Origin of the sequence: Streptomyces tatrensis, assembly GCF_049310065.1 — a bacterium.
In the GTDB taxonomy this organism is placed as follows: domain Bacteria; phylum Actinomycetota; class Actinomycetes; order Streptomycetales; family Streptomycetaceae; genus Streptomyces.
Genome location: NZ_JBMDLB010000011.1, coordinates 3,639,795 through 3,666,256, shown reverse-complemented (window position 1 = coordinate 3,666,256; position 26,462 = coordinate 3,639,795). Strand labels below are relative to the sequence as shown.

20 protein-coding genes are annotated in these 26,462 nt (G+C 68.3%); 6 read left to right on the top strand and 14 right to left on the bottom strand.

Annotated features, from left to right (window positions below; all coding sequences use genetic code 11):
* Positions 1-47: 47 nt before the first annotated feature.
* Positions 48-347 (bottom strand): hypothetical protein, encoded by a 300-nt coding sequence (locus ACODT5_RS32335; protein WP_243337221.1) that lies wholly within the window; start codon positions 345-347, stop codon positions 48-50.
* A gap of 442 nt (positions 348-789) precedes the next feature.
* Here ACODT5_RS32335 and ACODT5_RS32330 point away from each other — a divergent pair, with 442 nt between their 5' ends.
* The 3 genes from ACODT5_RS32330 to aspS all read left to right on the top strand — a co-directional run bounded on the left by ACODT5_RS32330 (position 790) and on the right by aspS (position 4,973).
* Positions 790-1,332 (top strand): GNAT family N-acetyltransferase, encoded by a 543-nt coding sequence (locus ACODT5_RS32330; RefSeq protein ID WP_327252928.1) that lies wholly within the window; start codon positions 790-792, stop codon positions 1,330-1,332.
* 593 nt (positions 1,333-1,925) lie between these two features.
* On the top strand, positions 1,926-3,308 hold the full coding sequence (locus ACODT5_RS32325; protein ID WP_422522666.1) for a hypothetical protein: 1,383 nt from the start codon (positions 1,926-1,928) through the stop codon (positions 3,306-3,308).
* 348 nt (positions 3,309-3,656) lie between these two features.
* Positions 3,657-4,973: an aspartate--tRNA(Asn) ligase gene (gene aspS, locus ACODT5_RS32320; protein ID WP_422522665.1), complete on the top strand. Its 1,317-nt coding sequence runs from the start codon at positions 3,657-3,659 to the stop codon at positions 4,971-4,973.
* A 59-nt stretch (positions 4,974-5,032) separates the two neighbouring features.
* Here the strand turns inward: aspS and ACODT5_RS32315 are convergent, their stop codons facing one another.
* From ACODT5_RS32315 to ACODT5_RS32290, 6 genes are all read right to left on the bottom strand, one after another.
* The gene (locus ACODT5_RS32315) at positions 5,033-5,815 is read right to left on the bottom strand and encodes a hypothetical protein (protein ID WP_422522664.1); all 783 of its coding nucleotides are present in this window, start codon (positions 5,813-5,815) and stop codon (positions 5,033-5,035) included.
* A gap of 14 nt (positions 5,816-5,829) precedes the next feature.
* The gene (locus ACODT5_RS32310; protein WP_422522663.1) at positions 5,830-6,708 is read right to left on the bottom strand and encodes a radical SAM protein; all 879 of its coding nucleotides are present in this window, start codon (positions 6,706-6,708) and stop codon (positions 5,830-5,832) included.
* Positions 6,705-8,006, bottom strand: coding sequence for a radical SAM protein (locus tag ACODT5_RS32305; RefSeq protein WP_422522662.1), 1,302 nt, complete (start codon positions 8,004-8,006; stop codon positions 6,705-6,707). The genes ACODT5_RS32310 and ACODT5_RS32305 overlap by 4 nt, the downstream gene beginning before the upstream one ends.
* A gap of 4 nt (positions 8,007-8,010) precedes the next feature.
* Positions 8,011-8,370, bottom strand: a complete 360-nt coding sequence (locus ACODT5_RS32300; protein WP_266907177.1) for a hypothetical protein — start codon at positions 8,368-8,370, stop codon at positions 8,011-8,013.
* Positions 8,371-8,538: 168 nt separating this feature from the next.
* Positions 8,539-8,811, bottom strand: coding sequence for a hypothetical protein (locus ACODT5_RS32295; protein WP_422522661.1), 273 nt, complete (start codon positions 8,809-8,811; stop codon positions 8,539-8,541).
* Entirely contained in the window at positions 8,808-9,023 is a 216-nt protein-coding gene (locus tag ACODT5_RS32290) for a hypothetical protein (protein WP_422522660.1), read from the bottom strand. Before ACODT5_RS32290 ends, ACODT5_RS32295 begins: the two co-directional genes overlap by 4 nt.
* A gap of 238 nt (positions 9,024-9,261) precedes the next feature.
* On the opposite strand from ACODT5_RS32290, the gene ACODT5_RS32285 reads away from it, so the two are divergent.
* Positions 9,262-10,584 (top strand): NsdA family TPR-like regulatory protein, encoded by a 1,323-nt coding sequence (locus ACODT5_RS32285; protein WP_422522659.1) that lies wholly within the window; start codon positions 9,262-9,264, stop codon positions 10,582-10,584.
* A gap of 21 nt (positions 10,585-10,605) precedes the next feature.
* On the opposite strand, the gene ACODT5_RS32280 is transcribed toward ACODT5_RS32285, so the two are convergent.
* The 3 genes from ACODT5_RS32280 to ACODT5_RS32270 form a co-directional block, all read right to left on the bottom strand.
* Positions 10,606-11,616 (bottom strand): NAD-dependent epimerase/dehydratase family protein, encoded by a 1,011-nt coding sequence (locus ACODT5_RS32280; protein ID WP_422525107.1) that lies wholly within the window; start codon positions 11,614-11,616, stop codon positions 10,606-10,608.
* A gap of 139 nt (positions 11,617-11,755) precedes the next feature.
* Entirely contained in the window at positions 11,756-11,956 is a 201-nt protein-coding gene (locus tag ACODT5_RS32275) for a DUF397 domain-containing protein (RefSeq protein WP_422522658.1), read from the bottom strand.
* Complete coding sequence (locus ACODT5_RS32270) at positions 11,956-12,801, bottom strand: helix-turn-helix domain-containing protein (protein ID WP_422522657.1); 846 nt, start codon at positions 12,799-12,801, stop codon at positions 11,956-11,958. The genes ACODT5_RS32275 and ACODT5_RS32270 overlap by 1 nt, the downstream gene beginning before the upstream one ends.
* 213 nt (positions 12,802-13,014) lie before the next feature.
* Here ACODT5_RS32270 and ACODT5_RS32265 point away from each other — a divergent pair, with 213 nt between their 5' ends.
* Positions 13,015-13,653, top strand: coding sequence for an ATP-binding protein (locus ACODT5_RS32265; RefSeq protein WP_422522656.1), 639 nt, complete (start codon positions 13,015-13,017; stop codon positions 13,651-13,653).
* Between the two features lie 111 nt (positions 13,654-13,764).
* On the top strand, positions 13,765-14,187 hold the full coding sequence (locus ACODT5_RS32260; RefSeq protein ID WP_422522655.1) for a very short patch repair endonuclease: 423 nt from the start codon (positions 13,765-13,767) through the stop codon (positions 14,185-14,187).
* Positions 14,188-14,246: 59 nt separating this feature from the next.
* Here ACODT5_RS32260 and drmB read toward each other — a convergent pair whose 3' ends face one another.
* Genes drmB through ACODT5_RS32240 form a run of 4 tightly spaced genes read right to left on the bottom strand, consistent with a single transcriptional unit; the run spans position 14,247 to position 26,044 of the window.
* Positions 14,247-16,094: a DrmB family protein gene (drmB, locus tag ACODT5_RS32255; protein ID WP_422522654.1), complete on the bottom strand. Its 1,848-nt coding sequence runs from the start codon at positions 16,092-16,094 to the stop codon at positions 14,247-14,249.
* Position 16,095: 1 nt separating this feature from the next.
* Entirely contained in the window at positions 16,096-19,335 is a 3,240-nt protein-coding gene (locus tag ACODT5_RS32250; protein WP_422522653.1) for a helicase-related protein, read from the bottom strand.
* Positions 19,332-21,245: a UvrD-helicase domain-containing protein gene (locus ACODT5_RS32245; RefSeq protein WP_422522652.1), complete on the bottom strand. Its 1,914-nt coding sequence runs from the start codon at positions 21,243-21,245 to the stop codon at positions 19,332-19,334. Before ACODT5_RS32245 ends, ACODT5_RS32250 begins: the two co-directional genes overlap by 4 nt.
* On the bottom strand, positions 21,242-26,044 hold the full coding sequence (locus ACODT5_RS32240; protein WP_422525106.1) for a DEAD/DEAH box helicase: 4,803 nt from the start codon (positions 26,042-26,044) through the stop codon (positions 21,242-21,244). Before ACODT5_RS32240 ends, ACODT5_RS32245 begins: the two co-directional genes overlap by 4 nt.
* Between the last annotated feature and the right edge of the window lie 418 nt (positions 26,045-26,462).

Below are 26,462 nucleotides of genomic sequence, written 5' to 3'. Positions count from 1 at the left end.
CGGGTGCAGGGTACGCGGGCCGGGGCCGGCCCCGGGACCCGAGGCGGTCAGCCCCGGTCGGCGACGGCCCAGGACGCGGCGGCCACGACACCCGCGGCGCCGATGACCGCCGGCCAGGCGCCGACCTTCTTCGCCAGCGGGTGCGCACCGGCGAACCCGGCGAGGTACAGCGCCCCGAGCCCGGCCGCGGCGGGGACACCGCCGCGCTTGTGCCACTCCCGCCCGGCCACGACCCCCGCGGCGCCGAGCACGACACCGCCGAGGGGCCGCTTCTTGGTCCACCGCGCGACGGCGTAACCGCCGACCAGACCGGCGGCCGCCACCACAGAACTCGGAACCCGTGCCATGCTGTCCAACTCCCTCACCTCATCGGTTCATCGGTTCATACGCGCACACTTACTCACCCCGAGGCTAACTCGAACCCCTGACCACCCGTCGGGCCCCCACGGCACCCAACACCAGTACGGCACCGCCGATCACCGGATCCGGCACCGCGTCCCGCACACCGCGCGGCAGCACCGCCACCACGCCCAACACGAGCAGAAACGCGAGCCCGCACCCGCCGGCGGCCCGAAGCAGTCTGTCCACGTGCTGCTCAACGCGGCCGCCCGGCCGCCCGACACGGACCGCGCCGAGGGGATTTGTCGCACACTCGCCGGATCCGCGCGATGTCTGCTCAGGGAACCGGATGGGCATAAATTCAATCTCCCACCCAAAGGGGCAAACCACCTCGCCCCCTCCCACCCCTCCCATCCCTCCTTCCCATCCCACATCAGGAGCCAGGACATCGTGATCTGCTACGGACAGGCCGTCCTCGACCTTGCGGACGAACTGGTCGACGCCTACGCCGACGTCTTCTCCGCCCCGCCGTGGAACGAAGACGAAGAAACCATTCGCCAGTTCGCCACCCGGCTCCCGGCCGACGCCCGGCGCCGTGGTTTCCGTACCGCCTTCATCCAGTCCGCCACCGGCATCGACGGCTTCGCCACGGGCTGGATCACCCCGGCGGCCTTCCCGAAGAACCGCGCGTACGCCCAGGTCGCGGCGCAGCTCGGCTCGGCCCGGGTGAAGGAACTCCTCACCGGGGCGCTGGAGATAGACGAACTCGCGGTACGCCCCTACGCGCGCGGCCGCGGCACCGCCCGGGACCTCCTCACCGAGATCACCACCGACGCCCCGGACCGCCGCGCCTGGCTGCTGACCAGCCGGCTGGCCAAGAACACGGTGGCCACGTACCGCCGCCTGGGCTGGCACGAGGTCGCGGCCCTGCCGGGCACGGAGACGGGCGTCATCGTCTTCCTCTCCCCGGACCACCCGAACCGGGCGGCGTAGCCCGGCCTGCCCTCCCGGACCCCGGCCCTGGCCCCCGCCGCACACCGGGCCCTGCGCTGCAGCGGAGACGGGCGCCATCGTCTTCTCACCCAGCCCAGCCCAGCCCAGCCCCGTCGCCGCCCCCTCGCGGACCTTGCCCCGACGGCCCGAACGCCGGGAACGGCACGTAGCCGAACGGCGACCGCCGAGAGGGCACGCCCCCTCATGCCCGCCGGCTGGCCGACCGGCAGGCGGGGCCGAGCGACCGGCCGTACCCGGGAACGCAAGGGGAACCCCCACGCCCCATCGGTAGTGTTCCTCCGGCCTGACCGAACTCGTCTGCCACGAGGGCGCTGGGCCTCGCCAGGGGAAGCGCTCCTGAACGGCGCCGGACACGCCGCGCGAGCGCCTGAAGGCAGCTCCGAAAGATCGCCCCGCGGGGCGTCCGAGCCACTCGGGCGGGGCATACCGCGGCCATGAACCCCACCACACGCACCCCAGGCACCACGCACGCGCTGCCCCCGGCCCACGCGGCGACAGCCACGCACACGGCACACCGGGCGAAGGCCAGGCGGGCCGCCCGGTCCAGGCCGGAAACCCAGACAACGCAAGCCATGCCCACCCCCTGGGCGCCTGAGCCCACGCCCACCAACCGGACCACGCAGGCCACCCCGGCCACGGAGTCCGCGAAGGCCGCCAGGGCCCCCGCCCCAGAGCCGACTCGGCCCGAGGAGCCCACCCAGCCCCCACCCATCACGCACCCCACCCAAACCCGCACCACTCCCACGCCCACGCCCACTCCCACGCCCACTCCCACGCCCACGCCCACGCCCACTCCCACGCCCACTCCCACGCCCACGCCCACGCCCACGCCCACGCCCACGCCCACGCCCACGCCCACGCCCACGCCCACGCCCACGCCCACGCCCACGCCCACGCCCACTCCCACGCCCACGCCCACGCCCACGCCCACGCCCACGCCCACGCCCACGCCCACGCCCACGCCCACCCTCACTACCACCGCCCGCCGCCAACTCAACCTGGCGACGCGCCACCAACTCACCACCACCGCAGGCGTCCCACCCGGCACGATCACCTCCCGCACCTGCCCCGGCGGGCCCTGGCAGCGCCTGCTGCCCCGGGTCTACCTCCTCCAGACCGGCCCCCCGGACCACCGTCAACGCGCCCTCGCCGCCGTCCTCTACGCCGCCGAGCCCGGCTCCGACCCGCTCTCCGGCGAGACCGCCGCCCTCACCGGCGGTGCGGCCCTCGCCCTGCTCGGGATCCGCGAAGCCCCGTACGCCCCGGCCGACGTCCTGATCCGCGCCCCGCGCCGGCTCGCCGGGGCCCCGGACGTCCGCCCGTACCCCACCACCCGCTGGCCCCGCACCATCACCGTCTCCGGCATCCCGAGCACCCGCCCGGTGCGCGCGGCCGCCGACTTCGCGGCCCGGACCGAGGAGCCGGCGGACCGGATCCGCTCGGTCCTCGCCCAGGTCGTCCAGTCGGGCTGGTGCCACCCGCAGGACCTGCACGCCGAACTGCGTGCCGCCCGCCTCCTGACCCGCCCCGCGATCCGCGCGGCGGCAGCCGAACTCCTCGCCGGAGTCCGCTCGGTCGCCGAGGCCCAGGCCCGCGACACCCTCTCGGCCACGGACCTCCCGACGCCCCTGTGGAACGCCCGCCTCCACACCCCGGACGGCACGTTCCTGGCAAGCCCGGACGCCTACTGGCCCGACGAGGGCGTGGCCCTGGAGATCGACTCGGCGGAGTACCACTACACGCGCGACTCCTGGCACGCCACGCTCCACCGCCGCCTCCGCCTGGAGTCCCACGGCATCCTGGTGGTCAGCGCCACCCCGTCGATGATCAGAGACACCCCGGCCGAGGTGATCGCAGCCCTCCGCACCCTCCTCACCCTGACCACCACCCGCCCCACCCCACCCACAGCCCTGGCCCGCGGCCACCAACAGCTGCCGCTCGCGTTCGGCTTTTGAAAGCCGCCGGTATCAGGCATCACACGTCCTCGCATCGGGTGATTCCGTTGCGGGGGCTGTGCGGCGTCAGTATCGTTTCGGGGAACGCGTCGACGGAGACGAGTAACCACAGATCATGCGAGCAGAGAGAGCCGCCGGCAGCTGTGAAGGCGGACTCGCACCCATGGTGAAGACCCTCCCGAGCGCGGGGAGAAAAGGCCCTCGGGCCCAATGCCCCGCCGGTTTGCCCCCGTCATCGGGCTGAATGAGGCCGCCGCTGTCTGGCGGTGGCAAAGGCGTGGTGGCACCGCGAGTACCCTTCTCGCCCACGCTTCCAAGGGATCATGACGACGCCCCTGGAGGGCTGCGATGATCCACACGACTAGCCGCGTACTGGCTTCTGACCTACGCGCACACCTCGACAAGACCGTCACCGTCTCCGGCTGGGTGAACGCACTCCGGCTGCAACGCAAGATGCAGTTCGTCATCCTGCGGGACCACTCCGGCATGGCCCAGGTGACCCACAAGCGCGACGGCGGCCCGCTCGAAGCCGTCATTGAATCGCTTACCCCTGAGTCCGCCGTCCGGATCACCGGCCGCGTCGTAGAGGCGGCCCAGGTCAACCTGGGTGGCCTGGAGATCGTCCCCGAAACGATCGAGGTGCTGAACCGGGCGGAGACTCCGCTGCCGATCGACGAGCACACCGGCCCCGAGCACCGGCTCGACTGGCGGTTCCTCGACGTACGCAAGCGGGCCACCGCACAGATGGTGTTCGCCGCGCAGACGACCCTGGAGCAGGGGCTGCGCGAGTACGCCATGCAGAACGGCTGCACGGAGATGCACACGCCGAAGCTGATGGGCACTGCCTCGGAGTCCGGCGCGGAGGTGTTCAAGCTCGGGTACTTCGACCGGTCGGCCTACCTCGCGCAGTCGCCGCAGTTCTACAAGCAGATGGCCGTGGCCGCCGGCATCGACCGGGTCTTCGAGATCGGTCCCGTCTTCCGGGCCGAGCCGTCGTACACCTCGCGGCACGCGACCGAGTTCACGGGTGTGGACGTGGAGCTGTCGTGGATCGACGACGTCGAGGACGTGATGGCGTTCGAGGAGCGGATGCTCGCCCACGCCATCACGAAGGTCGCGGAGGTACACGGTGAGGCGATCCAGGAGATCTTCGGGATCAAGGTCGTCGTGCCGGAGGCTCCGTTCCCCAGGATCACGATGGCCGAGGCACAGGAGATCCTGCGGGCCGGCGGCTGGGACCCCGAAGGCGTCAAGGAGGACCTGGACCCGGAAGGTGAGCGCACCATCGCCGCGCACATGAAGGAGCTCACGGGCCACGAGTTCGTGTTCATCACGCACTACCCGGCGAGCATCCGGCCCTTCTACCACATGCGTCCGGCGGACCGGCCGGACCTGACGCTCAGCTTCGACCTGCTCTGGAAGGGCCTGGAGATCACCACCGGGGCCCAGCGTGAGCACCGCTTCGACGTGCTGCTCAAGCAGGCCGAGGAGAAGAGCATGGACACCGAGCCGATGCAGGACTACATGAACATCTTCCGGTTCGGGTGCCCGCCGCACGGCGGCCTCGGCGCCGGCCTGGGCCGGATCCTGATGGTCATGCTCGGCCTGGACTCGATCCGCGAGGCCGCGTTCCTGTTCCGGGGGCCGAACCGCCTCACCCCCTGAGTCAGGGGTAGACGCACCTCTGCCCCACCGCCTGTCTGGCGGCGGGGCAGGGGGCTCGCTCAGTACCGGGTGTGGCCAAGGTCGAGGGTCCACGCCTCGGCGGGGTTCTTGTCCCAGTGGTCGCGCAGGGCCAGCTCGCGGTCGGCGTGTCGGCCGCGGCGGGACAGACCGCCGTGGGAGAGGGTGACGCTGAGCGCGAGCGGCGATTCGGTGGTGACCCAGTGCGGGGTCAGGGCGTGGCTCCACAGCTGGTCGCCGGGCTGCATCGTCACCGACTGCCGGGCCGCCTCGTCGTGGGGCGGGGGATCCTCAGCGGTGGTCTCACCGAGGACCGCGGCTTCGGGGGACAGGTGCTTGTCGGGGTTGTGGTAGCTGTGGAAGGTCTTGATCCCTTGGACCTGCCACACCAGACCGTGCGAGTTGTCGTTGTGGTAGGTCGAGGCCGCCCCCTCGGTGGACAGGAACAGGATGGGCGCGCACCGCTGCCACGTGAATCCCTGCGACGACAGATAGGTGCGCCAGGGCACCATGACCTCGTCCTGGAAGCCGGCCAGGATCTCGCCGTAGAACCGGGCGAGGTTGAAGTGCACCAGGCGGAACGGCCACGTGGCGATCTCCTCGACCGGGGCCGTTCGGAACGCGGCGGTGCGGTCCATGCGCACCTTCCAGTCATCCTCGCCGAGGACCGTGAACCGCACCTCCTCGTCCCGGCGGACGTGGTCGAGGATGTCGATCGCCGGTAGGAACAGGTAGTCGAACGGGACCTGCATACGGAAGTTCGGCGGCTGCCTCCAGTGGCTGTTGAAGTCGGCGGGATCGGTGACGGAGACCGACAGTTGCACGTGGACCCCCAAGGTCAGGCCGCCGCGCAGTCGCGGGACGCGGGGCGGCAGATGGCGGCGCAGTCGGGTATGACGCGGTCCGTGGCCGGTGCGTCGAGGAAGGCTCGGATCTCGGTACGTGGGGCGTGGACACTGACCTCGGATGTTCCGTAGGGGCAGTGCCGCACCTCGCCGTCAGCCGACATGTAGAGGGTGGCCGACCGGCAGGGGTGGCTCTCCTCCTTGGACAGCTGTAGCTGCCGCAGGTCGTCGAGGTAGGAGCGGTATCCGTTGGACAGGCGGAAGTACTGGTCGAGAGCCGCCGTGTCGCGCGCCCTCTGGACCAGGGAGTCCTGGAGTGACTGGTTATCCCGGCGCAGGGCGGCTTCGGAGAGGAGGACGGGACTCAGCTGGACGTCGATCCCCGTTCCCCCTACGAGGTCGGCGAGCTGCGCCGCTTCGTCGCCGTCCACATCCCAGTAGGTGAGGTGAAGGACTTTCGAGGGGGTATCGACGGCGTCCAGCGTCGCGACAGCCGAGGCCGCACTCCGGGTGGTGCGGCCGAGTGTCATCGCGCCCTGCGAGTCGGCGGAAACGGTCACGTTGGTCAAGAGGTGGCCGACCTCCGCGAGGGCGGTGACCTCAGCCTCCGAGCGGGCCGAGGTCACCATGGACACCGTCATGCCGAACTGGAGGGCCAGGCGGACGAGCTGCCGGAGGTCCGGGTGGTGGGTCGGCTCACCGCCCGTGAGGCACACGCCCTCGACCCCGGTCTCCTTCAGCCGCGACAGGGCGCGCGTGTACGTCGCGGTGGTGAGGAAGCCGCGAGCTCGGTCGGCCCGGAAGCAGAAGCTGCACGCGACCTCGCAGTGGCCGGCCGTCGAGACCAGCGCCGTACGAACGGGGGTACTCATTGCACCCCCGTGTTGTCCCAGACCGCGATGGCCACGGTGCTGGTGTAGAAGGCGCACATCTGCGGGTCGGGGGTGCTGCCACCGATGAGCGCCTGCTCGTTGCGCGACGGGCCGCCGCAGATGGCCAGCGCCGGGCAGTCGCCGCACGCGGGGATCGGCGCGACCTTCTTCGTCGCCCTTGTGAGGCGGCTGGGGTCCGAACGCAGATCGTCGAGGGTGTGGAGGAACTCGGGCTCGGTGAAGTTGATGTCGCACACGCTGACCCGGTTGCCGGGCAGCAGGGCGGCGTTGAGGCTGCGGTCCCCCTGCATGTGGTCGAACAGCATCGGCCGGCGGGTATCGAGGGCCTGGAAGGCCCGGTCAAGGACGGAGAACAGCATCCCGCCCTTCCCAAGTGCGGTCAGGCGGGCCTCGTAGAGCTCCCGGGCCAGGTCAGCGCCGTTCACCCGCCACTCGCCCCCGGTGGGGATGGGCGTGTTGACGTAGATGAACTTGAGGCCGAGGTCGTCGATGATCCACTGCACGCTCTCGGCCAGGCGCCCGATGTTCGACGCCGTCGGGGTGAGGTTGCAGCCGACGTGCAGGCCCTTCGCCTCGACCAGGCGCCGGACGTTGCGGCGGATACGGTCGTCGGCGGGCTGCCCGCCGAGGAGGAGTCGGTTCGCCGAGTTGATCCCCGGAGGGCCGTCGATGGAGATGCCCACCCCGTACTCGCGCTGTACGAAGTGGTCGAGGGCCTCGTCCGTCAGGCGGGCGCCGTTGGTGACGACTGTGCGCCGGACACGCTCGACGCCGTAGCGGGCCGCGAGGGTGTCGGCGAGTTCATCGCCGTACTGCATGAGGTCGAAGCGGATCGTCGGCTCGCCGCCGAACCACTGGATCGAGACCTCCTCCTGCCCGGCGTTCTGTTCGAACAGGAACTCAAGGCCGGCGGCGAGCTCCTGCTCCGTCATGTCCGGCTTGCCGGTGTTGGTGTCGACGAAGCAGTACGTGCAGGCCATGTTGCAGCGGTCGGTGAGCACCACCCGCAGGCCGCTGATCCTGCGCGGCGTCGGGTCGATGCCCAGGGTGTGGAGGCGCCGGTGGAGTGCTTCACGGCGGTCGGCCGCGGGGCCGTCCTGGGTGAAGCCGAGCCCGGCGAGGGCTAAGTGCGTCGCGGTCGGGGGGACTCCGGCGAGGTCAGAGACCTCGCCGGAGTCGAGAAGCACACTCTCCAGCGTGACCGGGTCGAGGAGGACAGACTCCCCATCCCGGTCGTACTGGAAGTATTTCCCCCACAGCAGCTGGGGAGTGGCCACTGGGTCAGGCCGCCGTTTCCTCTTCGGCGATGCCCAGCTCGGCCATGACGGCGCGGACCTTGTCCTCGGCGTCGGCCTGGAGCCGGGCGGAGGCCGCGGGGGAACCGCCGTCGGAGAGGACGATCACACCGGGGAGCGTCGGGTTCGGCGCGATGACCGTGAGACCGGCCGGCTCGGTGCTGATGACCATGACCGCGCCCTCCAGACTGACCCAGTCGGTGCGGTCCTTCAGGGCCTCCAGGATGCGGCCCTGCTTGTCGCGGAAGGAAGCACGCTCCCCCATCCACACGCCCGCCTTGGACTTGGAGTCCACGACGTCCGCGTAGATGAGGTGGTTCTGCTTCTCTTTCCTGGGCTTCGGCATAGCTGATCTCCTTGGTGGAAGGGTGACTGCCCGGGACGGGCAGCTTGGATCCGCTCTGGTGCCGCCGGTCTGGTGCCGCATGGCACCTCGCCGTTTCGTGCATGGCGCCCGAGGGCGCCGTCCCCGCCCGGTGTCGACTGCTGGGCCAGCACCGGGCGGGAAGCCTGTTCAGCCCGTCGCGCCCATGGGCTGTGCCGAGTGGGTGATCGGCTGGAGGAGCTCGAGAGTGTCCGGATCGGCCGTCCATTCCCGACCCGAGTGGTTCATCGGGCGCATGTGGGCCACCTTCCTGACCGGCCTATCGGTGAGTTTCGATACGTAGATCAGGACTGCACCCACGGCTCCGCGACGTCCGCTGGCGGGGTGTGCGACGTCCTGGCCGAGCAGCCGGTGCCCGGTGTCCTCCGTTACCCAGACGTTCGCCTCCCCAGTCGTGCTCATTGGGCTCCGCCGAGGCCGAGGAAGGCGTCGAACTGCGCGGAGCTCCAGGTGGAGGGATCGCCGTTCCTGCTACGGAACGCCTCGGCGGCCCTGGGCAGACCGCGGCGCTCCGACGGGGTGCCGGCGTCCGTCTCCAGGTACGGGGCCACGACGGCCTCGTAGCGAGTGTTGGTCGCGCCGGGGGTTCGTCGGGGAAGCCGGGGGCCGCTCACGTTCCACTCCCTTTCGCCGGGGGTCTTCGAGGTGGCGCAAGAGTCTCCTTGGTGCGGGTGCCACGGCCACGACGCGGTGGGTGTCATCTGGTGCTCGCCAGGGTGACCGGGGTGTCATGGAGGTGGCACCGCGATGTCATCTGCGCGGATTCCATTGCGTAGTAGAGATGTTGAGCAGTAGGCACGAAGTGGAGCGGGGCGCGACGTGGCCCGTCTCCTGACCTTGAGGGAGCGACCGATGGACGATCCGACGACGCTGCTGCGCGTGTTAGTCCAGCAACGGCATTGGCGTTACAGGGACTTCGTCACGGCATTCGAGCGCGCGGCCGTACAGGCCGGAGTGCAGGGCATGTCGGTGTCGGAGGCACAGTTCCGGCGGTGGACCTCGGGCCGGATCAAGACCATGCCGGGACCGGACACGTGCCGGGCACTGGAGCAGCTCTTCGGCGTGGACGCCGCGGCGCTGTTCGGGCCACCGCCCGCGCTGTCGACCTCGGCATCGGTGACTCCCACTGCGTACGACCTCGAAAGTGAAATCGCCATGACCGCACGTGACGCCGCTGATGAGGCGGGGGCTGCCGCCGCGCAGTCCGTATCCGACACGACCATCGACCAGCTCCGTGACGACGCCTTGGCCCTCGCCCGCTCGTACGGCGCCGCGAGCGCCTTCGAGGTGTTCCGGCGGGCCAGGGTCCTCCGCTCGGAGGCGGAGCACCAACGTGGACTCACCAAGGTGCCTGTGCAGCAGCAGGACCTGCTGATCGTGGCGGGACAGGCGTGCGCGCTGCTGTCGACCGCCGCGTTCGACCTCGGCGCCCTGGACGACTCGGCACGCCTCGCCCGGTCGGCGGCCCTGTACGGGGAGATGGCCCGGTTCGATCCGCTACGGGCCTACGCCACCGGGTCCTTGGCGATCTGCGCGTACTTCACGGGCCGTCCCTCGGAGGCCGTACGGCACGCGCGGACCGCGCTGGCCTACGCCGGTCTGGGCGACACGGCCAGGCGGCGGCTGCTGTCCATCGAAGCCCGCGCCCACGGGCACCTCGGGGACCGGGAACGGGCCACCCGGGCGCTCGTGGCGTCCACCCGGCAGGACAGCGGCGAGCGGGACGCCCTGCACGACGACGTCGGCGGTGAGTTCGCCTTCAACGAGGAGCGGCTGCTGATGTCCAACGGCACCACCGCCCTGCTCGTCGGCGACGGGGAAGGGGCGGAGGTGACGGCCCAGCGGGCGCTGGACCTGGTCGCGTCTCGGCCGCCGGCCCGGCAGTCGGTAGCGGTACGGGGCAAGGCCGCGGCCGACCTCGCCGCGGCGCAGGTGCTCCGGGGCGACCTGGACGCAGCAGCGTCGACGCTGGAGATGGTGTGGGTGATCCCGGCGGAACAGCGTGTGGCGGGACTCTTGGAGCGCACCGGCGGCTTGCGTCGCGCGCTGACGGCCCCCGCGTTCAGGGGGACGCGGGTGGCTGCCAGCCTCGGCGAACAGATCGAGGAATTCGGGCGCCTCTCGGCGCCGAGGCAGCTGGGTACGGCGAGCGGACTCCTCGCCATCGAGTCCTGACGCTGCCCCACCCCCCTGTGGCTACGAGTGGCCGAGGGTGGCGAGGATCTGGGCTTCCTTGGCCGGGTCCACTCCATGCTCGTCCCACCGCGGGTGTTCGACCGGCCGGCCGTCTGCCTGCATCCACGCCCAGGTGTCGGCAATGGTGTCGGCGAGCGGACGACAGCGGAGCCCGGCCGCCGCAGCACGAGAGGCATCGACGGACCATACCCCGGAGTGGGTGCGCCACAGCGGAAGCTCCGTCCACTGCTTCACACCGTGCGCGGTGAGCGTCGCCGTATCGGCCCACACCGGGCTGCCGGTGCTACCGGTGACGGCCAGGCACTCGTTGATGAAGTCGGCCCAGCTGATTCCCTCGGGGTGGGCGATGTTGAACGCCTGGCCGGGGCCACCGGTACTAGCCGCCTGATCGACGGCGAAGGCGGCGACGTCCCGTACGTCCACGGGCTGGATCATCTGGGTGTCCGGCGCCGGGACGAGGATCGGCCCGCCGCGCTGGGCACGCGTGAGCCACCAGGGGAGGCGCCCGACATACTCGCCCGGCCCCAAGATCACTCCGGGTCGCAGGAACACCGCATCGTCTCCGAAGGCGGCGCGCACGGCAGCTTCTCCGCCCGCCTTCTGGAACCCGTACTTCGTCGGGCTGCCGTCGGCGCCGGTGTGCCCGAACGACTCATCGGCGTCCGGCGGGCACTCCAGCAGCGGGGAGTCCTCGGTGAGCAGGTGATGGGGCCAGCCCTGGTAGACGGACACCGTGGAGACATGAACCCACCGGGCGGCGGCCGGGCGCAGGACATCGGCGGCGAGCAGTACGTCACGCGGTGGGAACTCGCTGCTGGAGGTATCGATCACGGCATCCCACGGTCCGTGTGAGGCGAGCCGCTTCAGGTCGTCGGGACTCGTCCGGTCGCCCCGGACCGTGTCGACGCCCTCTACCGCACCGGATCGGCCCCGGTTGAACGTCGTGACCTCCCACCCGCGCCGAAGAGCATCGTCAACGATCGCTCGACCAAGGAACCAGGTGCCACCCATCACCAAAATCCGCATGAGGTCGACCCTGCCACGAAGCACCATGCGGGCACCATCCTGAGCCCGGGGGCGAGAGGGTGAGCCCACGAAGCGGTGGGCGGTTTTCCTGGGCTTCTTGCCCTGCCGTGGACGACAGCTACGTCTACTGGTTCCGCAAGTCTTCGATGAAGGTGTGCCAAGCCGCATCCCCGAAGGAAACGGTTCCCCCCGTCGGCCGCTTGGAGTCACGCAGAGTGGTCGAGTCCGCGAGGAATGCTGCCTCGACGCACTCGCTGTGCTCGGCCCCGCTGTAGGAGGACTTGACCCAGGAGGCACTGGCTATGGCCGGCGAAACGGAATGCATTACAACTCCTCGTGGACACATTCGATCAGGGCTGATGACGCAGCCATGTCCAACGCTTGTGCGCGGAGGTACTCGAAAGCAAGCCGGTAGCGGTCCAGCTCTTCGTCCTGTTCCATGAACAGCGAGCCGACGTGAGTGTCCACGTACACGACATCCAGGGACGGCTCGGGGCCGCCGATGATCACGAAACTGCCCATGGCGGCAGAGTGTGCTCCCTTGGCGAAGGGCAGCACCTGCAAGGTGATGTGCTGAGACTTGTTGGCCTCAAGGAGGCGTTCCAGCTGTGCTCTCATCACCTGCCGTGAGCCCACAACCCGACGGATCACGGACTCGTCGAGGATGGCCCAGAGGTGCGGTGGATGGGCCCGGCTGAGGATCTCCTGCCGCTTCATCCGGATGTCAACGAGCTTCTCGATTTCCTCGGGAGCCAGCCTCATCTCCGAGGCGTTCTGGACGGCCTCTGTGTAAGCGCGTGTCTGGAGAAGCCCGGGCACGTAGAGGCAGTTGAAGTGGTCCTCCCGGACGGCCTCGTCCTCCAGGGTGAGCAGCAGATTCATGCTCTCGGGAATCGAGTCGGCGATGGAGTTCCACCATCCTTGCCGCTTCGCGCCTTTCGCGAGCTCGACGACTGCCTTCTGCTCGGCATCCGTGGCCCCGTATTCGCGGCACAACGCCTCCACGATGGGCCACTTCACCGGCCCTGACTGGGTCTCGTAGCGGCTCACGGTGGCCTTGGAGACGCCGACGAGGTGGCCGGCCTCCTCCAAGGTCATGCCCGCGCGGGCGCGCAGCTTGCGCATGGTCGCCCCAAGCTGTCGGCGTCGGGTGGTTGCTCTGGCGGACATGCGTGCCGTCTCCCGAGATGCTGTTCTGCTGCCGGAGTGAAGGCAACAAGGCTATGTGCGAACGACGTTGAGCCGACGAGATTCACCCGGACGATTCTGGTGAGAAGTTACACGGTGAGACTTCTCAATGCCATATTCCACTCGTGACGCTACGCAGCGCAGTCGTACGGATACGGCTGGTGCAGGCGCTGTCGTGGCATGGGAGGGAGCCCCATGAGTGGATACCCGACTGTTGGTCCCCGGTCTCGCTGTGTTCTGCCCTTCACGGCGGAGCCCGCGGAACTGTCTCCCCTGCGGCGTATCGTCAGAGATCAGCTCGCCGTCTGGGGTCTCCCGGCCCTCGCCGACGATGCACAGCTGGCCGTCACGGAACTCACGGCCAATGTGATCAAGCACGTGGGTGTCGGCACGTCCGCAACGCTGATCCTGGAGCCGACGCCGACTGAGGGGCGTCTTCGCGTAGAGATCCACGACAAGAGCCACAGCGCTCCTGCGGTGGCTCAGCCGTCCAGTGATGAAGAAGCCGGCCGAGGTCTGCACATGCTGGCCGCCCTGGCGGTCGACTGGGGCACGGTTCTGACGGCCACGGGCAAGGCGGTCTGGTGCGAACTCGCACTCCAGTCGGACCGCCAGTGCCGACGGGTCCAGCGCGGAGCGGCAGTCCTGGCTGCCTACCGTGGCCTCTCCGAGGGCCCGTACCCTCCGGCCGCCTGGCGCCCCCAGGTGCTGGAGGAGTCGGTCACCGATCTCATCGCCGACGTCCTCCACTGGCTGGCAGCCCAGGGCTGCGACCCGGACGACATCCTGGACCGCGCCCAGACCCACTACGAGGCGGAAGCGGAGGCGGCGTAGGGCCGCGCCAGAGTGGGGCGCTCGCGTCGGAACTGGCCGGCTTATCCGGATCCAGGGGACCTCAATCCGTGGCATGTGCCTTCCGGGACCCTGCGGCGCCAGAATGGCGATGTGAAGCCCTTGCAGACGACTCCCGATGTCCGTGCTCGGATGAGCCGACAGAAGAGCCGGAATACTCAGGTGGAGGTCGCGCTGCGGAGCGCCCTCCATGCGTCAGGGCTGCGGTACCGCGTGCATCGACGTCCGGTAAAGGGTGTGCGTCGCGAGGCCGACATTGTCTTCGGCCCGTCGCGCGTCGCGGTCTTCGTTGACGGGTGCTTCTGGCACGGCTGCCCGGAGCATGCGACGTGGCCGAAGCGCAACGCGGAGTTCTGGCGATCGAAGATCGAGGGTAATCGAGCCCGAGATGTCGACACGGATACCCGGTTGATGGAGGCCGGGTGGGTGGCCGTTCGGGTATGGGAGCACGAGACGGTCGAGGATGCCGCTGCCCGGGTGGGTGAGATCGTGCGGAGGCGTCGGGCGGCGGACTGAGGGGAGTCGACCTCGGCGCGTGCGGGCGGACACCTCAGCAGAGGTGTCCGCCCGACGGGCTACACGTGACTGTCGAAGTAGCCGGGTACTTCATTCGTGGGTGTGCCGATGAGCATGGCCCGATCCAGGAAACTGTTGTTCGTCTCGCAGCTGGTCTCCGGGAGCAGCACGCAGGCATGGCATGCGGCAAGGTTGACACTGTCGGCGCCGCTGGCTTCGGATTCCATGCACAGTGGGTCGTTGGAGCACCAGTTCGCACGGTACAACGCCGAGCGGAGAGTGCGCGCGAGGCGGTCGGGTTCACCCTGGGCGACGATGCCTCCGAGGCTGCCTGCGGAGTCACTGGTCGCGGTGTACACGAGGAGCCCCGCCATGTCGTTGCCCACGTAGAGGCGCTCGCGGAGGGCGGAGGTGGGGTAGCCACCGTCCAGGCTCCACTCGTTGATCAGAATGTGCGCCAAAGTATGGAGCAGTACGAAGCGTGGGGAGACCGGGGAGCTGAGGTTTTCCTGCTTCGCGGGATCGCCGGCCGCGCGCTCATGGAGCAAGGCGAGATGGTTCCTCCGGATGCGGTCGCTGCGGGCGATCACCGATGGGATGGACTCCCAGGCCTTGAGGTGCTTCTCGTCCAGGTTGAGGAAGACGCCTTCACCACTGACCTCCATTGCGGGCAGCCAGTCGATGTCCGGGGAGAGCGTCAGCTTCGCACGGCGGCGGTCCGAGTCGGAGTCGGCCGGGACCGAGCCCCTCATGAATGAGGCCAGAGCGCGAATTTCGCGTAGGCGCTTGACGAGCATGGCGCGTTGAATGCCGAGCGATTGCACGAGCGCGAGGTCGCCCGTCGGCTTTTCGCAGACGAAGGGTTGCCACTCCGAAGCGAACTTTTCAGGGTTGCCGCGGACGAGGCGGACGTACTCCTCCTTGCGGAGTGCCCCGTGGGCATTGATCACGGGGGCGGAGTCTTCTCCGGCCTTGGCGTCTTCATCCTCGATGGCCCGAACAAGGTCGATCACGTCGTCGACGCCGGCATCGAGGTTGGTGAGGAGGCTTGGACGCTGCTTGAAGAACCAACGGATGTTGTCCTCGGAGGCACCGAACAGCTTGTATTTCTCTACGAGTGCGTGCAGGCCCTCTCCCCATGGCGGAATCGACAGCGCGCTGCTCATGAGCGGGTGCCAGGCTGAGGAGGAACCACGCTGCATGGCACGTGGCAGCTGCGTGCATATGGCAGGCTCCGCGCCCTTGAGCCAGGGCTGCCTTCCCTGACAAAGGATGCTCAGGTCCCGGAGGGCCTTCGATCGGAAGGCGCCTTCCATGGAAACTTCGGGTACACCGCAACTGCAGCTCACGATGACGGAGCGGAGAGATGCCGTGTTGCCGCTGGCGCGGAGGGACAGGTTGCCACCGCAGAGGCCGCCGGGTCGGTCATGACCCCGGTGAACCCACTTCCAGTACGGGAAGTCGTCGATGTGGCCGTGGTCGCAGGCCAGCACGAATCGGGATGGTACAAGCCCCTCCTCGCAATCCAGGCAGGTGGCCTTGCCTGGCGGTGAGTTGAATTTGAAGAAGGGCTGGAGCGCGTTGCATGTCGGGCACGAGTAGTAGTCCGGGAATCGGCGGACGCGCACGCCGTCTGTTCCGCGTTCCGGGTCCGGTGTGGGTGGAAGCCGGAAGGACTTCACTCCCAGGATGTGGGCGAGGCGTCGCTCGAAGATCTCCCGCGACTCGGAGATGTTCCACGAGTCGAGGCCGGCGACGATGAACGACTCGTTGTCGACGGCGATCAACGAGCCGACGCCGTAGGTGGTGACGAGCTGCGAGCGCCGCACCGAGCCGAGCTTGCGGGCGCGGGGCTCTGCCGGGGCGCCGATGCCCCGACGGCGGCGCGGCGGAGGGGGAGGTGTCATGTCAGCGCTCCTGCCGGTTGTGATCCAGGAAAAGGGTGGACTCCGCGTCGACGTCACGCAGGCTCCACAATGTGGCCCAACCCGCTGTGCCGGAATCCTCACCGTTGTCATCGAAGCCGCTGAGCAGAGCCGGGTTGCGGCTGCCGCGTTTGGCCTCGTACGCGAGGTTCGGGTCGTCCTGGGCGGCCAGTCGCCACCACTTGATGAAGTCGTCGAAGCTCTGGGCGGTGGCCTTGCGCTCTGCAGCGTCGACGGCGCCTACACGGGCGAGGACGCGGGGGCGCACGATCGTGTTGATCTCGTCGACAAACCCCTCGATCTCGGCGGCGGCCTTGTTGTCGGCAGCGACCGGGATCATCAATCGGGTGAGGGCGACGATGACCGCATGGAGGCCGCGGTCACGTGCGCGAGCAGAGAAGGGGGTAACGCTGGTGGACTCCACTTCACGGTAGAGCGCGGAATGGAAGCGAGGGAAATCCTCGTAGTGGGAACGGTCACGGGAACGCGCCGAGTTGAGCATCACCGCGATCAGCCCAGGATGGCGTCGGCCCACTCGACTGGTCGCCTGGATGTACTCGGCCGTGGTTTGCGGCTGACCCATCACCGCCATGAGACCCAGGCGGTCGATGTCGACACCGACGGAGATCATGTTGGTGGCGAGCAGCACGTCCAGGACCTCAGGGCTGGGTCGCATGCGCTCCAACATCTTGAGGCGACGAGGGATCTCGCTGGAGTCCGCCCGGCTGGTGAGCTCGGTGACCGCTGTCGCGGGGCGCGCCGAGACCTGGTCCCGCTTGGCCAGCAATTCCAGGCGGTCCTGTACGTCGTCGAGCACCTGAAGTTCCGCGGCGGACAGGAGACGTAGGCTGTTGAAGTAGCCGACGAGCGTCCAGTAGGCGTCCACGATCTCCGGGTCCGCGTCCATACAGGCGGCGGAGTGCAGGAGTGCCGCGTACGTGCGGACGAGCAGGGTCGCCTGACTGGTGCTCGGGGTGAGCAGGCCGATGTAGCGACGTGAGGCCTTGTCCTCACGGGCGGTCTCCACGGCGAACCACGAGTCGCGTGCGTCGAGTCCGGCGGGAGGGAACTGCGCGACGCTTCGGTTGAACAGCGCACCCACCTGGTCGGAGGCCCGGCGAATGGTTGCCGTGGATGCCACGACCTTCGGGCTCTTGGCCAATATGTCCACCGCGGTCTCGTAGAGACCGGTGAGCGTGCCGAGTGGGCCGGAGATCAGATGGAGCTCGTCCTGGACGATCAACTCCGGAGGCTTGACGTCGGCTGACTCATCTCCGTTGAACAGCGCGGTTGTCTCCGGCCGCCACGGCATGGACGCGAACTTGTCGACGGTCGCGATGACCAGCGTCGGATGCGCGTCGTAGACCGCCTCGTCCACCAGATGCACCGGCAGCCCGGAGCCGGTGGAGAACGGGCAGTCGCCACTCGGGCAGAGCACGAGCATCCGCTTCAGGCCCGCGGGGACCTCGTAGTCGGCGGCACTCATAGGCTCACCACACCAAGGACAGGAGTGAAGCTGTACCGGGTTCTCTTTCTGAAGCGACTTCCCGGGGTTTCGTACCAGCTCCTCCAGACGCTCCTGCGCGCGGTCCAGCCGGTTGGGCGTTGCCGACGCGCCCACCCACATGCCGATGGACACGGGGGTCGTGCCTAGGTCGGCGCCACGCTCGTCGCGAATTCGCTCCATGGCGCAGATCAAAGCGGCGGCTCGTTCGAACTGCTGGAGGGTGAGCAGGCGGAGCGTGTAGCGCATCAGAACGGTGACGCCGCCACCGTTCACACCGTCGCGCAGCCGCCGGAGGAACACGGTGAATGCGATCAGGCCGAGGTACGCCTCGGTCTTGCCGCCGCCGGTCGGGAACCAGAGCAAGTCCGCGACCTTGCGGTCGTCGTGGTCCGGATTCACGATGCCTTCGAGGCAGAGCAGCATGAACGCTACCTGGAACGGGCGCCAGCGACCGCCCTTCGGGTCGGGCGAGCCCTTGCGCCCGTCCTTGATCCAGGCGGTACGGGACCGCTGCTCGGCCATCGCCCGGTTCGCCAGACGGAAGGCTTCAAGGAACTCGGGATGGCGGGGGTCGGCGAGCAGCTCGACGCCGCGCCGGATGCGTACGAGCGCCTCGCAGCAGAGCTTGATCTGTTCAGCGGCAGCCGGGGCGTAATCCGTACCAAGCAGGGCCGCCTCTCTCGCCCGTGCTGTGATCCACTCCTCGTATCCGTCAAGAAGCCGGCTCAAGGCGGCGACGACCTCGTCACGGGTGCCGTGCCCGAGGCTGTGCATGCCGAGCGACTCGTCGTCGATATCCGGATTGGAATCTGTCAGCAACACTTCGTGAGTTGGCACGAACTCGGTACGGACGGACGGTACGGATGCGCGCGCGGGCATGGGCGTACGTACGGCTGGGGCCTCCCACTTCCAGGCTACGGAGCATCCGTGTCCGGTCGCGAAGTAGGGGGCGTGGCGATGGAGCAGCCGACTCAGGGACTGTTCGTCGTCAACCGCGCTGAGGACGGCGGGGCGTTCCACGAAGGGCCGACTGCCCTCGGGGCCGTGGATTTCCAGCTCGGACTGGAAGAAGCAGTAGGCGTCCTGGAGGTCGTACTCGCCCACGCGAAGCGTGTTCACCAAGGTCACCGTCACCGTGACCGTGCCGTCCGAGGCCGCCGGCCGGACCAAAGTGCGCAGTTCCAGGCCCAGGGGCAGATTTCCAGGCTTGTGCATGCCGGGGACCGTGACGTCGATGGACGTGGGTTCACAGGGCACCGGGACGCGGCGCCAGCGCTCCTTCTGCTGCTCCGTGCTGCGGGCCTCACTGCGGCGCGGCTCGACGGGCAGGCCGTCCTCGCCCTCGGGGACGTACATGGCGACGCGTATCGCAGCGTGCACGGACCGTGCCAGCTTTGGGTCTACAGCGAAGGTCAGCCCCATGGAGGACGGCTTGCGCCGGTTGGCCAGGGCCACGCCCAGGTCGGTTGCTCCCTGTTCGGAGTCGTCACCACGGACGACGTCCGCTGGGGTGTCCACTCCGTCGTCTTCGACTGCGGTGGGTGGCACCTTGCCGTCCGACTGAGGAAAGAGGACGCCGATCGGGTAGGTAGTGATCGGCGCGTCGCTGGAGAGGATCTCGTGCTCACCTTCCTGCGGCCCCAACAGGTCGGCGCGCAGGGCGTCACGGAGCCCGGTGCGCAGTGCGTAGTGCGCGGAGTGGCGGGATTCGGTCACGAGGTGAGGGGTCCTTCCGGGACGATCTCGGCGTTGGTCCAATCGAAGCGGCCCAGGCCGCACAGACGCGGCGCGAGCCAGATGCCCCGGTCACCGAGCCCGAGGCGTTCTGTGAGCGATGCAAAGCCCGCGACGGTCTCAAGGGTGTCGATTTGCATTCCGCTGATACGGGAGGGCCAACGTGCCACCTTCCACGTGGAGTTGATCTTCAGTAGGCACCAAAGGTCCTTGCGGAACCGTTCGGATGCCTCTCCGATGAGGCGGCCATTGTGGAAGATGCCGTACGGAGGCGTTTCGTCCGCGGCGGCAGGGAGATCGTGTAGGCGTCGCAGTTCCACCTCGTCCCCGGCGTGGACAGACTGCAAGAGGTAGTGCTGGGTGTCGGTGGGATCGGCGAGCGGCTCTCGTGCCCCGGCCGGCACCTCGCCGGATACATCCAGATCGGCGGCCTCGATACCGTTGCGGATGTACGATTCCCGGCCGCCGATGTACCAGCGGTCGGTGTGCTTGTGTTTGCGCAGTTGCCAGGCATTGGGTCGGGATAGGCGGAACATGTCGTCACGCGGACGAGTCATGGCCACGTACAACAGCCGCGCCTCGGCCGGCGGGTCGTCGTCAGGGCCGCGTCGTTCGGACAGGCCCTGCGGTTCAACGATCAGGACTCGGTCAAACTCCAGTCCCTTCGCACGATGGACCGTGGACAGGACGAGTGGGTGGCCCGGAGGTGCGGTCAGCTCGTCGGGCAAGCGCCCGTCCGCCACTGCCCGACGAAGTGACACCAGGTCGAGCGAGTTGCGGTGACCGGCCGCGACACGGCGCAGTGAGCGCCAAAGCCGGTCAGGGGCCGCCGCCGAGGGGAGAGAGAGCGCGCCGGTGATCTCGGTGAAGCGCTCCTCGGTGACCGTGTTCGCGCCGGTCGAGAGGAGGAGGCCCGCCACCCAGGCGGGAGCGGGACGCGAACGAGGCGAGCGCTGGATGCGGTGAGGCACGTCGTGTGCGTGGAGCTGCTGGGAAAGGTGCAGAACCTGGCCGTTGTCACGACACAGGATGGCGGTCGTGCCGTCGAAGTGGCGGAGTGAGTCCTGGACGAATTCGTCGTCCAGCCGTCCGAAGTCGGGGGCGAGCGCCAACTCGGAACGCAGGGCGGTGTGGATCCTGACCGCCTCGGTGCCAGCCTCGGACGCGTCGGCGGACAGATCCCGCAGGGGTGCGCCGTACGCGAGCGCGATGCGAGCCTCCGGCGTACGGGCACGGAAGTTATGGGCGAGCACGACCTCGATCAGGTCGTCACCGAAAGAGGACCTCACCCAGTCGAAGAACCGATTTGTCTCGCCCGCGCGCTCTTCCGCGTCGGACACCTGGAAGCCGTAAATCGCCTGTGCGGCGTCTCCGACGACGGTGAATCCGCTGTGGTCGGCGAACCGATCGAGGAGTGCCTCGACCATGTCGCGGCGGACCCCGACAAGATCCTGGACCTCGTCGATCACCACGTGGGCGGGAGCGCCCTGCTCGGACGACTCGATGACACCGTTCTCGATCGCGGCGGTCGCCATCTCGATGCGTCGATCGAAGGTCGTGCCGGAGAGGTCTTCCCGCTGAGGATCTTCCTGCAAGAGGAGCGAGAGTGCCCAGCCGTCGAACGTCTGGGCGCGGACCCGGCGGGCGCTGACGGCCTGCCGATCTACGCGGTCGCGCAGCTCGCGGACGGCAGCCCGCGAGAAGCTGAGCACGAGGACCTCGGCCGCCTCCAACCCCTCGATTCCGGTCAGGTGCTCCAGGCGATGGGTGAGCGTGGTCGTCTTGCCCGCGCCGGCGCCCGCCGTGATGAGGGTCCTGGCATCCCAGGACCCCGTCACGACGGACTGCTGGGCCAGGGTGAGCGCGAAGCCCGATCTGTCGGGGAGTGTCACCGCTGTCCCTTCTTCCAGAGGTGCTCGAACTCGGTGAAGGCCAGCCGCTCGTCAAAGTTCACGATGTTGTCGGCCACGTCGAGGATCAAGCATGTGTCCTTGCCGCCGTTGCGCGGACCGCGAAGACCGCGGCCGATCATCTGCTGGTAGCTGTTGGCGCTGTACACGGGACGGGCGATGACCACGGCGCGGGTTGCCGGGGCGTCGAATCCCTGAGTCAGTACGCCGTAGTTGGTGATGACGCGGAGGTCGCCCCGTCGGAAGGACTCCACCTGCTTGCGTCGCTCGGCGATCGGGGTGGCCGCGTCGATGGCAGCGGCCCGGATGCCTCGGTCACCGAGCCTTGCCGCCAGGTACTTGGCATGCGAGACCGACGTGGCGAAGACGAGCACAGGCCAGCCCTCGGGCATCGCCGTGATTTCGTCCAGGAGCAGCTTGTTACGCGCCTCGTTGTCGGCGAGCCGCTGTTCGGCGCCCTTCGGAAGGAAGCCGGTGGACTGGCCGCTGAACCGCTCCATCGTCCGCAGTTCATCGGCGTTCAGGTGTATCTCGGCCCCGTCCAGCTGCCGGTGGATTACCTGAGACAGCACACCGAGCTCCTGCAGGCTCGGAATGGGCTCGCCAAGGAAGATCCCCTCGTCCAGGCGCCGGTTGCCGAAGCGCTGGACAAGAAGACGCGTCCGTTCAGGGTCGTTGCGAAACGGGGTGGCAGTCAGGCCGACCAGATGTCGGGTCGTCTCCCGATGCGTGAGACCCAGGTGCTCCAAGATCTCCGTGTACTGGCGCGCGATGGCGACGTGCGCCTCGTCCACCAGAACCAGGGACGCCTGGCGCAGCCAGGCGTACTCCTCCGTGTGAAGGCACATACGCAGCTTCGCATCGGTCGCGACGACCAGGTGCGGTCGGCTCGTCACCGGCGTCGCGTCATTGCTGCTCCACAGTCGGTCTATCACCAGCGGGTGGTCTGCTCCGACCTTGTCCCAGACGAAGCTCCAGGACTGTACGGCCTGCTCGCAGAGCTCCTCTGTCTGAGCGATCCACAGGATGGGTCCCCGGGGGGTACCGGATTCCCGGATCCAGCGGATCACGCCCTCGGCCGTGACTCGGGTCTTTCCCGCACCGGTGGGCAGGCTGAGCATGGCTCGTTGCGGAGTCCTGTAGGCCAGAAGCTCGGTGAGCTTGGAGGCGAGCCTTTCCTGGTAGGCATGGAGGGCCGGGAACTCCGTCGGTCCCTGCACCTCCACCCGGGCGGGGGGCGAAGGGATCCTGGCACCGGCGAAGGAATCGGGGAAGCCGAGGTCGGTGACGAATCGAAGAGCGGTGCCGGCACCGTCGAAGTAGCGCGGGGCGGTGCTGTACTGCGCGGCGATGTCTTTGGCGTGGACACGCAGAACACTTTCACCGTGCGCGTTGTACGCCATCTCGGCCAGCCGACGTGCGTCGGGCTCCGCTCCGGTATCGGAAATCTCGCTGGCCAAGAGACCGGTGGGGAGTTCCTTCCGCAGGTCCTCCTCGTCGATCATCATGGCGATCTTGTCGATGACACTCTTGCTCCGGCGGATCGAGTTGAGCCGTGCTTGGAAGGCGCGGTCCTCCTGCTGGCGCCGGTGGTTCTCGATCAGCATCCGGCAGCCACCAATGCCGAGGCCCCAGATGAACTCCCGGTCCGCCGCGATCAGTACGTCCTCCGCCGAGCTGTCGGCGAGCACGAGGAGGGTGTTCTCCTGACGTGCCTCTGCCAGTGGGACGGTCCGGCTGCCGTTCGGGGTACGAACAACCTCCTCGAGCTCCCCGCACCGCTGCAGGAGCAGGCCGCTGACACGGTTGCCGAAACGCTGACGCAGCGGTGGGTACTCGTCGACCAAGGCGACCGCGGGCCCGGTGAAGACGGCACGTACACGCTTCTCGATGACCTCGGATACCCGCCGCATGCCCCATTCGCGGATCATGAATTCGGCCTGCTCGTAATCCTGCTTGGAGTCGATCAGCAGCGCAGGGTGGTTCGCCCGGATCAACTCCTCGTACTCGTCCTTGGAGATGGCAACTGCGATCTCGCTGTCAGGGCGCAGTTCCCAGTGGTCGCCCACACGACAGCGCACCGTCTCTTCGGCCACCACCAGTTCGAGGGCGACGCGAACGAGCGTGGCGTACGTGCTGCCGACGACCGAGTCGTCCTCGCTCTGCTTCGCCATCTCCAGCAGTTCCGACCAGCGTTCCGGGCGTACCTTCTCCACGTCGTCAGGCAGCCCGAGGCGCTGGACTTTGGACGGGCTCAGTTTGGCGACGGGCAGGACGTTGGCGTACTCGGACAGCTGGGCGCCCACGGCATCGCGCACAGGGAGCAGTCCCTTGGATGTGTGGACCATGCCGTGCTTGCGGAGCAGCCAGCGAAGCGGGGACGAAACGGCGACGCGCGTGGAGACGGACTTGCCGATCTGCCGGGTCCAGCGTTCGACGAGGCTGTCGTCCGGCATTGCGTCGAGGAAGGCCGCCTTGCCCTCGTCCGTCAGCCTGTTGAAGAGGTGAAGGGGGCCGGCTGTCGGCGCACCCTCAAGGTTGACCGTCTGCAACTGCACTCGGTGGGCCTGAGAGTCCAACTTCTCACAGTAGTCCGCATGCATCGCTCGGTGGTACTCGTGGAACCACTCGTCATGCTCCGGCCTGTAGCCGCGCTTGGGACGGTCGGACATACCGAGTTCGCGGAGCACGGGAAGGTCGTGAAAGCGCATGTCGACGGCGAGTGACGCGTCGCGTGAACCGTCGGCCGGAACCACCGGACCTGGCAGCAAACAGTCCCCAAGGGCTCGGAACTTGCCGTCCAGGGTCTTCACGCGCAGCGTCGCCGGCAGGTCTTTGACCTTTTCGCGGATCGCCAGGACCTGGGTGGTTCCGCCCGCGCTGCGGAGCAGTTCCCAGAATCGAGTCCACGATTCGGTGGTGTAGTCATCGAAACCCTGGTCGAGGACGCTATGGAAACGGCCTTCGACATTGGCTTCGCGAATGCCGACACGGTCGAGGTGGTGGACCATCGACGGATCCTCGGAGATCTGTTCGTCGATGTAGACCAGATCGTCGCGTAGTCCGTCCACCGACGTACGGCGATACACCCTGCCCGATGCGGGCGCCACGAATCCGTGGGCTGCCGTGAGGACAATACGAGCCTGGCGGGCACCTTCCTCTGCCAGCGACCGGCGCGTGGCGTCCAGCGCGGCGAAGTCGTGGTCGAGTAGATGAGAGAGCACGCGGATGGCCGCAGCCGAGGCACCGGAGGTCCCGTCTTCGACCAGCGACTCCAGCCAGGAGCGAACGGACTCCGACTGCCTGCCGCCGGCGGCCTCGAGAATGTGATTCATCTTGCCACGACGATCGACGTGGGCCTCCACCGAGTGGTGGACCCAGTCACGAGGCCGACCCGGATACGCGCGCCACAGACTCAGGCTCTCCGGGGCCAGCTTCTCCGGATGGATACGCAGTTCCCCCGGAGACCGGAGGTCCCCGTCCTGGTCGGGGAGGGACGGGCTGGTGGCGGCCAGTTCCCACACCTGCTTCGTCAGGTAGGCGCACGCCCAGTTCGGCGATTCCTTGGCTCGACCCGGGAGCAGCGGCAGATAGGCCGCCGGGTCGTCGGGCACCACCAGCTCCGCCAGGGAACCGATGATCAGTTTGGCGGCGACCTTGAGGAGCTCGGTGTTGAGGTCACTGCTGTCGAGGAGGTTTTGCCGGTCCTCGTTCGTCTTCCAGGCCGCGTTCAGCGCGCCGCTGAGGGTGGTCGGATACTTAGTGGGGAAGAAGGACCAGAATGCTCCGCGCTCGTGGGGGACCTGGTGCAGCCCCTGCGGGTTGACCGTGAATTCCGGGACGGCCCAGGACACGTCAACGGTGACTCGATCGTGCAGCTCGCCTGCGCTGCTGCGGGAACCGTCGCTGACCTCGTGAGGAAGGGTGAAGACTCGGTACTGCTCATTGCGGGCCTTGTCACCACTGCGGGACTCGTGAATGGTGTGGGACGCGCCTTGGTGCCGCACAGTGATCTCTCGAGACACCACTGGCATCTGCCGCCGGTCCTCCAGGCGGAGGGTCCCAACGTGGTTGGAGAACAGCTGGAACAGACGAGGGAACTCTCGCTCCGCATCCCGCCTCTCCCTGGGCGTCTGGTGGATGTCCGACGCAAGCCGTGCGTCCACCCCGGGCAGCAGCGGCAGACGTACGACGGTGGTTGCCCAGCAGAGCAGGTCGTGGAGGACCGAGTCCTCGGTGCGCTCGCGCTCCAAGTCCAACGGGCGGGCCAGACGGAGGATCGGTGTCTCGCCGACGGAGTCCACCGGCGGGAGGCCCTTGCTGGCACGCCCCTCGTTGACTGCCCTGAGAATCTCTGCCCCAGACCAGTCCGCGTCGAACCCGAAGGCCCAGTCCCGGGTGAAGAACTGCGGGGTGCGCGTCACCGACAGCACGGACTTCACGCCCACCCCGAACCGGCCGATCTGCCCGCCGCGCTTCCGGGAAACCCCCATACGCAGGATGGTGTCCGCGCCTTCGGGCGTGATCGGCGTGCCTTCGTTCGCGCAGTACAGGTGTCCCCTGGTGAGCACCACGTGGATCCTGCCGCCGACCTGCTCGCGCAGCTCGTCGGCCGCGTTCTGCACCAGCTCGAAGAGCTGCCGGTCGCCATAACCCCCCTGGTGGATGCGGCGTTCCCCATTCGCGTCTTCCTCGATGCGGTCGGGGTTGAAGGCGTAAGTGCCCAACGCCAGCTCCGTGAGCTCGGCGATCTTCTTGAGGACGGCACTGTCCGCGGACATGTTCACGGAGTGATTCGCTCCTTGAGGGATGGCGCGACGGGCCGCCGCTGGTTTACGGGTCCAAGCGTGGTGCGGTATCGAGGGAGAAGCTGGGGCCGTGGGGCCTGACCTGGCAAGGTCTTTCGGTCACATCCCGGGTCGTCCGCCCTTTGCGACTTGTGATCTCGGGGGCTTGTGCTGTCCGTGCGGGATGACGTATCTACGCGAGCGCGCCGCGTGTGTCGAGACGTGTTCGCCCAGACGGCGACGGCATGACGGACGACGGCTCCTGAGCCGCTTCGGAGGTTTAACCCCCGCCGTTGATCAAAAACGGTATCCGGATCCAACTCCCGTTGTCCATGGGGTTGGAGGGGAATCTTTGGCCTTAGGTGTGGACGGTGTGTCGCCGAGGGGGCTGTCTATGGGAAGGGGTCAGACC

What these genes read in the sequence shown, in the direction of transcription:
- ACODT5_RS32280 (WP_422525107.1), bottom strand. Translation starts at nt 11,616, where the DNA reads ATGGGTGGCACCTGGTTCCTTGGTCGAGCGATCGTTGACGATGCTCTT.
- ACODT5_RS32240 (WP_422525106.1), bottom strand. Translation starts at nt 26,044, where the DNA reads ATGTCCGCGGACAGTGCCGTCCTCAAGAAGATCGCCGAGCTCACGGAG.
- ACODT5_RS32335 (WP_243337221.1), bottom strand. Translation starts at nt 347, where the DNA reads ATGGCACGGGTTCCGAGTTCTGTGGTGGCGGCCGCCGGTCTGGTCGGC.
- ACODT5_RS32295 (WP_422522661.1), bottom strand. Translation starts at nt 8,811, where the DNA reads ATGAGCACGACTGGGGAGGCGAACGTCTGGGTAACGGAGGACACCGGG.
- ACODT5_RS32285 (WP_422522659.1), top strand. Translation starts at nt 9,262, where the DNA reads ATGGACGATCCGACGACGCTGCTGCGCGTGTTAGTCCAGCAACGGCAT.
- ACODT5_RS32275 (WP_422522658.1), bottom strand. Translation starts at nt 11,956, where the DNA reads ATGCATTCCGTTTCGCCGGCCATAGCCAGTGCCTCCTGGGTCAAGTCC.
- ACODT5_RS32270 (WP_422522657.1), bottom strand. Translation starts at nt 12,801, where the DNA reads ATGTCCGCCAGAGCAACCACCCGACGCCGACAGCTTGGGGCGACCATG.
- aspS (WP_422522665.1), top strand. Translation starts at nt 3,657, where the DNA reads ATGATCCACACGACTAGCCGCGTACTGGCTTCTGACCTACGCGCACAC.
- drmB (WP_422522654.1), bottom strand. Translation starts at nt 16,094, where the DNA reads ATGACACCTCCCCCTCCGCCGCGCCGCCGTCGGGGCATCGGCGCCCCG.
- ACODT5_RS32300 (WP_266907177.1), bottom strand. Translation starts at nt 8,370, where the DNA reads ATGCCGAAGCCCAGGAAAGAGAAGCAGAACCACCTCATCTACGCGGAC.
- ACODT5_RS32325 (WP_422522666.1), top strand. Translation starts at nt 1,926, where the DNA reads ATGCCCACCCCCTGGGCGCCTGAGCCCACGCCCACCAACCGGACCACG.
- ACODT5_RS32265 (WP_422522656.1), top strand. Translation starts at nt 13,015, where the DNA reads ATGAGTGGATACCCGACTGTTGGTCCCCGGTCTCGCTGTGTTCTGCCC.
- ACODT5_RS32310 (WP_422522663.1), bottom strand. Translation starts at nt 6,708, where the DNA reads ATGAGTACCCCCGTTCGTACGGCGCTGGTCTCGACGGCCGGCCACTGC.